Origin of the sequence: Stenotrophomonas sp. S39, assembly GCF_016624665.1 — a bacterium.
GTDB lineage: Bacteria > Pseudomonadota > Gammaproteobacteria > Xanthomonadales > Xanthomonadaceae > Stenotrophomonas.
The window spans coordinates 67419-76573 of record NZ_JACVTT010000009.1; the positions used below are offsets into that span (position 1 = coordinate 67419).

The following is a 9155-nucleotide window of genomic DNA, read 5'->3' on the forward strand; positions in this document are numbered from 1 at the left end:
CGCGCGGTGAGCACCGAACCCGACACCCTCGCCGCGGTCGAGACTGAAACCGCCCCCCTGCAGCTGCTGCACCTGGACGAGCGCCTGGCCGTGGTCAACAAGCCGGCCGGGCTGATGGTCCACGACAGCAAGCTGGCCCGTGGCGAAGACGATTTCCTCGCCGATCGCCTGCGCGAGCAGCTGGGCCGGCCGATCTTCCTGGTGCATCGCTTGGACCGCGCCACCAGCGGCTGCCTGCTGCTGGCCTTCGACCGCGAGACCGCCAGCACGCTGGGCAAGGCCCTGATGGGCGGCGAGGTGAGCAAGGATTACCTGGCCATCTGCCGCGGTTGGCCGGCCGAGGAGGCCTGGCAGGTCGACCACGACCTCGATGGCGGCCCGGGCAAGCCGGTGAAAAAGCCGGCGGTGACCGATTTCCAGCGCCTGGCTACCGGTGAACTGTCGGTGCCGGTGGGCGACTTCGCCAGTTCGCGCTATGCGCTGCTGCGCTGCCAGCCGCAGACCGGCCGCTTCCGGCAGATCCGCCGCCACCTCAAGCATCTCTCGCATCACCTGATCGGCGATACCAGCCACGGTGATGGCCGCCACAACCGCAATTTCCGCATGCAGGGCGTGCACCGCATGCTGCTGCACGCCGAGCGCCTGCGTTTCCCGCACCCCGATGGCGGCACGGTGGACGTGCGCGCGCCGGTGGATGGCGAGTTCCAGAAGGCGCTGGACCTGTTCGGCTGGCAGGTACCGTAGGGGTAGCGCCGGGCCGTGCCCGGCGGCTTCTGCGATGAAACGGCCGCGCTTCGCGCTCGCCGGGCATGGCCCGGCGCTACCGCCTCACTTCGCTTCCGGCTCGTTGATGATCGCCTGCATGTCCTTCTCCAGGTCGGCCATCAGCGGCTTCATCTTTTCCTGGATGGCGATCATCACGTTCTGCATCAGCAGCGGGGTCTTGTCCAGCAGGCTCTGCCCGGCCGAGCTCTCGTAGAACTCGGCCATCGCCAGCACGTCTTCCTTGCTGAAGCTCTTCTTGTAGAGATCCACGTACATCGGCCGCAGCTGCTGCCAGGACAGCGCCTTGGTCAGGGTGGCGGTGGTGCGCTGCTGCATGCGCTGCAGCTGCTCGGTTTGCTGCGGGGTGAGCTGGCGCTGCCGGGCGATCTCCTCGAACTGCTGGCGCTGCATCGCCTCCAGCTGCGGCAGCATGCCATCGAGCAGGCTCTGCGCACGCGAGGCGGCCAGCAGGCGGTTGATGTCGGCATCGGTGGGCGCTGCCGCCAGGGCCGGCGCGCTCGCCGCGGCCAGCGCCAGCAGCAGCACGGTACGGCGCAGGGCGGTGGACAGGGCGGGAATGAAGCGGGTCATGCGAAGCTTCCTGCGGTACATGGGACGGCCAGCATACCTGCTGGACAGGCGAAGGCGGCGTGTTCGGTGCCTGATCGGCGGCATACGCCACGCGATGGCAGCCACGGCAACGCGGCTGCCGCTACAATGCGCGGATGGGCAGTGGACCGGTCACCATCAGCGCGCAGCTTGAAATCCCCGACGGTGAGATCGTCGAGCGGTTCGTGCGCGCCAGTGGCGCCGGCGGGCAGAACGTCAACAAGGTCTCCACCGCGGTGGAACTGCGTTTCGACGTGGCCAACTCGCCCTCGTTGCCCGACCCGTTGCGCGAGCGCCTGCTGGCGCGGCGCGACCGGCGCATGACCGGCGAAGGCGTGCTGGTCATCGATGCGCAACGGTTCCGGACCCAGGATCGCAATCGCGAGGATGCGCGCGAGCGGCTGGCGGCCTTCATCCAGGCCGGGTTGAGCGTGCCCAAGCCACGCAAGGCCACCAAGCCGACCCTCGGGTCGAAACTGCGTCGTCTGGACGCCAAACGCGGGCGCGCGCAGATCAAGCGCGGGCGCTCATCACGTGACTGGGAGTGATTGCTTGAACAACCCGACGCCGTTGCTGCCGGCCGTTCCGCCGAGCATGCCGCAGGTCAAACCCAACGCCTTCCTGCGCTGGCTGGCGCGCTGCACGCTGCGCATGGGCGGCTGGAAGGTCACCGGTACCCTGCCTGACGTGCCCAGGCTGGTCTTCATCATCGCCCCGCATTCGTCCAACTGGGACGGCCTGTGGGGCATGGCGGCGAAGATCGCACTGGGCATGAAGGTGAAAGTGCTGGGCAAGGCCTCGCTGTTCTGGTGGCCGCTGGGCCCCCTGCTGCACAAGCTGGGCGTGATCCCGCTGGACCGCAGCGCGCCGCAGGGCACCGTCGGCCAGGCCGTGGACCTGCTGCGCAACAACGAGAAGATGTGGTTCGCCATCACCCCCGAAGGCACCCGCAAGGCCGTGAAGGACTGGAAAGCCGGTTTCCTGAAGATCGCGCGGATGGCCGACGTGCCGGTCCTGGCGGCGTACTTCCACTACCCGGAAAAGACCATCGGCATCGGCCCGCTGTTCCAGCCGACCGGCGATGACGCCGCCGACATGGCCGCCATCCGTGAGTTCTACCGGCCCTGGATGGGCAAGACCCGCGGCACGGTCTGAGCCGGCCACGGCCGGCAACCGAGGCGCCACGTCCGGCACATGCCGGGCGAGCGCGACAGGAGTAGGGTGGAGGGCTGGTATCCCATACCGTCCGCCCAAGGAGCGTTTTACATGTCGCGTACCGTAGTCCTGGCCGCCGCCATCAGCCTGGCGCTGGCGGCCTGTTCCGGCAAGGAGTCCACCCCCGTGTCCGAAGCACAGAAAGCCCCGGCCCAGCAGCCGGCCGAAGCCTCCACCAACCCGCTGCTGAGCGCCAGCACGCTGCCGTTCCAGGCGCCGCAGTTCGACAAGATCAAGGACAGCGACTACACGCCGGCCTTCGAAGAAGGCATGCGCCAGCACCTGGCCGATGTCCGCAAGATCGCCGACAACGCCGAGCCGGCCACCTTCGACAACACCATCGTGGCGATGGAGCGCAGCGGCGAGACCCTGAACCGCGTGTCGCGCATCTTCTTCGGCCTGGTCCAGGCCGATGGCACCGAAGCGCGCCAGAAGATCCAGGAAGACATCGCCCCGAAGCTGGCCGCGCACCAGGACGAGATCAACCTCGACCCGAAGCTGTTCGCCCGCGTGAAGTCGCTGTACGACCAGCGTGACACGCTGGAACTGGACCCGGTGCAGAAGCGCCTGGTCGAGCATTACTACGACGGCCTGGTGCGCGCTGGCGCGCAGCTGTCCGACGCCGACAAGGCGAGCCTGCGCAAGCTCAACGTCGAAGAGACCACCCTGTCCACCCAGTTCCACACCCGCCTGGTGGCTGCAACCGCCGCTGCGGCCGTGGTCGTCGATGACAAGGCCAAGCTGGCCGGCCTGGACGAGAACGCGATCAACAACGCGGCCAACGCCGCCAAGGATCGCAAGCTGGATGGCAAGTTCGTGCTGCCGCTGCAGAACACCACCCAGCAGCCGGTGCTCGGCTCGCTCAGCGACCGCGACCAGCGCGCCGCCGTGCTGAAGGCTTCGGAAACCCGCGCCGAGCGTGGCGACAAGAACGACACGCGCGAGACCGTGCAGCGCCTGGCCCAGCTGCGCGCGCAGAAGGCCAAGCTGCTCGGCTTTGAAACCTTCGCCGATTACCAGCTGGGCGACCAGATGGCCAAGACCCCGGCCGCGGCGCTGAAGCTGCTGACCGACACCGTGCCGGCAGCCACCGCCAAGGCGCGTGCCGAAGCCGGTGAGATCCAGAAGGTGATCGACGCCCAGAAGGGTGGCTTCCAGGTCGCCGCTTCCGATTGGGACTTCTACGCCGAGCAGGTCCGCAAGGCCAAGTACGATCTGGACGAGTCGCAGGTCAAGCCGTACTTCGAACTGGACAACGTGCTGCAGAACGGCGTCTTCTACGCCGCCACCCAGCTGTACGGCATCACCTTCAAGCCGCGCACCGACATTCCGACCTACAACCCGGACATGAAGGTGTACGAAGTGTTCGACAAGGACGGCACCTCGCTGGCCCTGTTCTACACCGACTACTTCAAGCGTGACACCAAGTCCGGCGGCGCCTGGATGGACGTGTTCGTCGAGCAGGACGGCCTGACCGGTGCCAAGCCGGTGGTCTACAACGTCTGCAACTTCACCAAGCCGGCCGATGGCCAGCCTGCGCTGATCAGCTTCGACGACGTCACCACCATGTTCCATGAGTTCGGCCACGCCCTGCATGGCATGTTCTCGAACGTGAAGTACCCGTCGATCGCCGGTACCGCCACTTCGCGCGATTTCGTCGAGTTCCCCTCGCAGTTCAACGAGCACTGGGCGCTGGACCCGAAGGTCTTCGCCAACTACGCCAAGCACTACAAGACCGGCGAAGCGATGCCGCAGGAACTGGTCGACAAGATCCTCAAGGCACGCAGCTTCAACCAGGGCTACGCGACCACCGAGTACCTGTCGGCCGCGCTGCTTGACCTGGCCTGGCACACGCAGAAGGCCGATGCCCCGCTGCAGGACGTCGGCGCCTTCGAAGCCAGCGCGCTGAAGAAGTTCAAGGTCGACCTGCCGCAGGTGCCGCCGCGCTACCGCACCACCTACTTCGACCACATCTGGGGCGGCGGCTACTCGGCCGGTTACTACGCCTACTTCTGGGCCGAAGTGCTGGACCATGACGCCTACCAGTGGTTCACCGAACACGGTGGCCTGACGGCGGCCAACGGCCAGGAGTTCCGCGACAAGATCCTCTCGCGCGGCAACAGCGTGGAACTGTCGACCCTGTACCGCGATTTCCGCGGCAAGGACCCGTCGGTGGAACCGCTGCTGAAGTTCCGCGGGCTGAAGTAAGAAACAGAAAACGGCGGGGGCAACCCCGCCGTTTTTCGTTGTGTAGAGCCGAGCCCACGCTCGGCTGATGTTTCCTGGAAGGGCAGCCGAGCATGGGCTCGGCTCTACAAACCGCGTTACGTCCCTACGTGCACGCGATTGGCCTGTTCGGCCAACCCAAGGTGATCCAGCGCGATGTCCAGCGCCAGAACGTAACTCTGCGCACCGTAGCCGGCAGCGATGCCCAGGCGTTGGCCGACACCGGCCGGCAGGCACGGTTCGGCAACCGCACCGTCGTCATGTACTTCCACGTAGGCGTTGTGCAGGTACGGCAGCAGGCGCTGCAGGCGCAGGCTGTTGGCACACGCGCCCGGGTCGAGCAGCGTCACCTCGCCGCGGCTGTGGTCGGCCACGCGCAGTGCATCCAGCAGTTCCTGTTCCGAGCCGCAGGCGCGGATGGCGACGCTGGTGCCGGCGTCGATCGCGCGGTGCACCAGTGATTTCAGCACCGGCGCCGGCAGCGGCATCGCCGTGCGGATCAGGGAGCCGGCGGCTTCCGGGCCACGAATGATGAAGATCGACATGGCTCAGCCCTCCTGCGCCAGGCGGCGGCCAACGATGGCCAGCGACAACGGGTAGCCGGCCTGCTGGCTGCGCTGGTCGACCACCACCGCGGCCGGACCGTGCTGCAGGCGCAGGCGCGCCTCCAGCCCCGGTTCGCTGCGCGACTGCAGTTCGATGTACTGCGCTGGCAGTCGTTCCAGCGCCGCCTGCAACGCGCCGCCCTCGGCCTGCCACTGCGCCTCGTCGGCCGCACCGACATCCAGCAGTACCCAGTCGGCCGCGCGCGCCTGCGGCTGGCACAGGCAGTGGCGCACTTCGGACAGGCTGGCGCAGTCGCTGCACAGCACGCGATGGCCGCTCAGCTGTGCCGGCAGCTGCGGGCGCGGTGCCGGCGAAGACGCGTGGCGGATCACCAGGAGGGTCATACAACACCTTGTGGAATGCGCCCTGTGGCGCGGTGGGCACACGATGCGCGCGGTGCCCGTAAAGGAGCGATGCCCGTTGCCGGGGGCGCGCGTAAAACCTGCGTAACGCTTCCCGTAGAGCCGTGCCCATGCTCGGCCTGCTTTCTGTAGAGTCGAGCTTGCTCGACTGAGGCGCAGAGCAGCCGAGCATAGGCTCGGCTCTACAGGCTCCCGGTGCGGGAACCTCGCGGGCCTGCCTGTGGTCTGATAGCGCTACCGCCTACCCGGAACCTGCCATGGACGCTGTCACCCGCCCCCCGTTTGCCGAACGCGCGCTCACCTGGCTGAAGAAGGAAGCGCTGCCGCTGCTGGTCATGCTCGGCCTGCTTGCCGCTGCCCGCGACACCCTGGCCAACCACTACGTGGTGCCCAGCGGCTCGATGCAGCCGACCCTGCAGCCCGGCGACCGCGTGGTGGTGGACATGCGCGCCTACGGCCTGCGCCTGCCGTTCACCAGCCAGCAGCTGCTGGCCACCGGCACCCCGCAGCGCGGCGAAGTGGCCGTGTTCGATTCGCCGGCCGATGGCACCCGCCTGATCAAGCGCGTGGTAGCCGTGGCCGGTGACCACGTGCAGCTGCAGGGCGGCCACCTGGCCATCAACGGCCAGCCGCTGCAGATCGCCGACCTGCGCGACACCGAAGCCTTCGGTGAGCGCCAGGCCCAGCTTGATCTGGACATGGGCGGTGGCCCGGATATCGGCGACATGGTGGTGCCGGACGGCAAGCTGCTGGTGCTGGGCGACCACCGCGGCAACAGCTTCGATGGCCGCTTCTTCGGCTTCGTCGACGCCGGCAAGGTCTATGGCCGGGCCGTGGCGATCTACTACCGCAGCGGCGATGGCTTCGAATGGAAGCACCTGTAAGCTGAATTGATACGTCCTGCATATCGATCCTGACTCATCAGGTTATGGATCGACTGGATCGAGGGGCCTACGCTGGTCCCCGTACCCCCACGCCGGCCGCCCCCACGGCCCCTCGATCCCATGACTGGCGAAACTGCGGCGTCCCTCAGCGGCCGCCCCCGCACCTCCGATTCCGTTGTCGACACCCGCATCCAGCAGGGCACCCCGGCGTTCCGGCGCACGGCGGTGGCGCTGTTCCTGGCGGGGTTCTCGACCTTCGGCCTGCTGTACACCGTGCAGCCCCTGCTGCCCGAGTTCAGCCGCCACTTCGGGGTGTCTGCCGCCGGCAGCGCGATGTCGCTGTCCCTGAGCACCGGCACCCTGGCCGTGGCCATGCTGCTGGCCGGCCTGCTGTCCGATGCGGTGGGCCGCCGGCCACTGATGATCGTCGCGCTGATGGCCTCGGCCGTGCTGTCGCTGTGCACCGCGCTGGTCGATGACTGGACGACGATGCTGGTGCTGCGCACCCTCCTGGGCCTGGCGCTGAGCGGCGTGCCGGCGGTGGCGATGACCTACCTGGTGGAGGAAATGGACAGCCGCGCGCTGGGCCTGGCCATGGGCCTGTACATCGGCGGCAACGCCATCGGTGGCATGAGCGGGCGCCTGCTGGCCGGCATCATCGCCGACCACTGGGGCTGGCGCTGGGGCATCGGCGTGGTCTCGATCATCGCCGTGGCCAGCACCGTGCTGCTGTGGCTGCAGCTGCCGCCGTCGCGGCACTTCCAGGCACGCCGCGGCGGCCTGCGCCAGCTGCCCTCGCGCTGGCGAACGCTGTTCGCCGATCCGGGCCTGCCGTGGCTGTTCGCCACCTCGTTCGTGCTGATGGGCGTGTTCGTCACCCTCTACAACTACCTGGGCTACCACCTGCTGGCGCCGCCGTACCACCTCAGCCAGACCGTGGTCGGCCTGATCTTCAGCGTGTACCTGGTCGGCACGTTCAGCTCGGCGTGGATGGGCCAGCAGGCCACCCGCTACGGGCGCGGCCGCGTGCTGACCATTGCCTTCGGCCTGATCGGTGCCGGCATCGTGCTGCTGTCGATGCCGTGGCTGACCACGATGGCGCTGGGCATCGCCCTGGTCACCTTCGGCTTCTTCGGTGGCCATTCGGTGGCCAGCAGCTGGGTGGGCAGCCGTGCCGGCTCGATGCGTGCCGAAGCCTCGGCGCTGTACCTGTTCGCCTATTACCTGGGCAGCAGCGTGCTCGGCGCCGTGGGTGGCCTGGCCTATGCCGCGTGGGATTGGTTGGGCGTGTGCCTGTTCACCGGCGTGCTGACCGTGCTCGGCGGCGGCATCATCTGGGCCCTGCAGCAGCGCGCCCCGCAGCCGGTCACCGCCTGACCCCCGCCGGGCCATGCCCGGCGAGCGCGCAGCGCGGGGCATCACCCCTCGGCGAACGCCCCGCGCAACAACCCGGCAAAATTGCGGATCAACGGCGTGACCCCTTCGCGGTGCCAGGCCAGCTGCACTTCCGAATGCGCCCCGGCATCGGCCAGCGCCACGAAGCGTGCGCCCTCCACCCGGATGTGGTCGCAGGAGGAGGGCAGCACCGCCACGCCCAGCCCGGCAGCCGCCAGGCTGATCAGCGTCGATGCCTCACCGGCCTCCTGCACGATGCGCGGGGTGAACCCCGCCGCCGCGCACAGCGCGATCATGTGGTCATGGATGCCGGCCCCGGCACTGCGGCGGAACGCCACGAACGGCTCCTGGGCGAAATCGCGCAGCGCCAGCGTGCCCTGCTCCGACAGGCGGCGCAGGGCAGGGTGGTCGGCGTGCACGATCAACGCCAGCGGATCGACGAACAGGCTGTGCGCCACCAGTTCCGCCGGCAGCGCACGCTTGCGGATGATGCCCACGTCCAGGCTGCCATCGAGCAGGGCATCGATCTGCTGCAGGGTGTTCATTTCGCTCAGCTGCAGGCGCACCTGCGGGTACTGCTGGCGGTAGTGCAGGATCGAGCGTGGAATCTGCGGCGACAGCGGCGTGGCCCGGGTCAGGCCGATATGCAGCTCGCCCTGCTCGCCCCGCTGCGCGCGCTGCACCTCGTCCACCGCCGTTTCCACCTGCTGCACGATGGCCCGCGCACGTTCCTGCAGCAGCTCACCGGCGGCAGTGAGCTGCACGCGGCGATGGCTGCGCACGAACAGGCGCGCCCCGATCAGTTCCTCCAGCTGGCGGATCTGCTGGCTGAGCGGCGGCTGCGACATGCCCAGCCGCTCGGCCGCCTGGCCGAAGTGCAGCGTATCGGCAACGGCGAGGAAGTAACGCAGGTGGCGGAGTTCGATGGACATGGGGCCAGTTTATGCATCGTCAGCCGGAAATGAATCAGAGATGGGATCCGATCCCGTGCCGACCAACGGTCGGCACCCACCAACAGCAGCTGGCACCAACAGCAGCGACCAACTGTCAGAGGCGGGGGGGGGGGGGGGGGGGGGGGGGGGGGGGGGGGGGG

10 protein-coding genes are annotated in these 9155 nt (G+C 68.3%); 6 read left to right on the forward strand and 4 right to left on the reverse strand.

Going from position 1 to position 9155, the window contains the following annotated elements:
• Positions 1-6: 6 nt before the first annotated feature.
• A complete protein-coding gene (locus IAE41_RS04815) occupies positions 7-744 on the forward strand; it encodes a pseudouridine synthase (RefSeq protein ID WP_200732293.1) in 738 nt (245 codons plus the stop codon).
• A gap of 84 nt (positions 745-828) precedes the next feature.
• Here IAE41_RS04815 and IAE41_RS04820 read toward each other — a convergent pair whose 3' ends face one another.
• Positions 829-1356, reverse strand: coding sequence for a DUF2059 domain-containing protein (locus IAE41_RS04820; protein ID WP_079224805.1), 528 nt, complete (start codon positions 1354-1356; stop codon positions 829-831).
• A 134-nt stretch (positions 1357-1490) separates the two neighbouring features.
• Here IAE41_RS04820 and arfB point away from each other — a divergent pair, with 134 nt between their 5' ends.
• The 3 genes from arfB (at position 1491) to dcp (ending at position 4797) form a co-directional block, all read left to right on the forward strand.
• Positions 1491-1922, forward strand: coding sequence for an alternative ribosome rescue aminoacyl-tRNA hydrolase ArfB (arfB, locus tag IAE41_RS04825; RefSeq protein ID WP_049429794.1), 432 nt, complete (start codon positions 1491-1493; stop codon positions 1920-1922).
• Between the two features lie 46 nt (positions 1923-1968).
• Positions 1969-2529, forward strand: coding sequence for a lysophospholipid acyltransferase family protein (locus tag IAE41_RS04830; protein ID WP_234458306.1), 561 nt, complete (start codon positions 1969-1971; stop codon positions 2527-2529).
• A 111-nt stretch (positions 2530-2640) separates the two neighbouring features.
• A complete protein-coding gene (gene dcp / locus IAE41_RS04835; RefSeq protein ID WP_079224807.1) occupies positions 2641-4797 on the forward strand; it encodes a peptidyl-dipeptidase Dcp in 2157 nt (718 codons plus the stop codon).
• Positions 4798-4913: 116 nt separating this feature from the next.
• Here dcp and IAE41_RS04840 read toward each other — a convergent pair whose 3' ends face one another.
• Both IAE41_RS04840 and IAE41_RS04845 read right to left on the reverse strand, forming a co-directional pair.
• Positions 4914-5360, reverse strand: coding sequence for a 3-dehydroquinate dehydratase (locus tag IAE41_RS04840; RefSeq protein WP_079224808.1), 447 nt, complete (start codon positions 5358-5360; stop codon positions 4914-4916).
• Between the two features lie 3 nt (positions 5361-5363).
• Positions 5364-5765, reverse strand: coding sequence for a hypothetical protein (locus IAE41_RS04845; RefSeq protein WP_200732294.1), 402 nt, complete (start codon positions 5763-5765; stop codon positions 5364-5366).
• A gap of 275 nt (positions 5766-6040) precedes the next feature.
• Here IAE41_RS04845 and lepB point away from each other — a divergent pair, with 275 nt between their 5' ends.
• Both lepB and IAE41_RS04855 read left to right on the forward strand, forming a co-directional pair.
• Positions 6041-6667: a signal peptidase I gene (gene lepB / locus IAE41_RS04850; protein WP_200732295.1), complete on the forward strand. Its 627-nt coding sequence runs from the start codon at positions 6041-6043 to the stop codon at positions 6665-6667.
• Positions 6668-6787: 120 nt separating this feature from the next.
• On the forward strand, positions 6788-8044 hold the full coding sequence (locus IAE41_RS04855) for an MFS transporter (RefSeq protein WP_200732296.1): 1257 nt from the start codon (positions 6788-6790) through the stop codon (positions 8042-8044).
• A 41-nt stretch (positions 8045-8085) separates the two neighbouring features.
• Here IAE41_RS04855 and IAE41_RS04860 read toward each other — a convergent pair whose 3' ends face one another.
• A complete protein-coding gene (locus IAE41_RS04860) occupies positions 8086-8994 on the reverse strand; it encodes a LysR family transcriptional regulator (protein ID WP_200732297.1) in 909 nt (302 codons plus the stop codon).
• Positions 8995-9155: the final 161 nt, after the last annotated feature.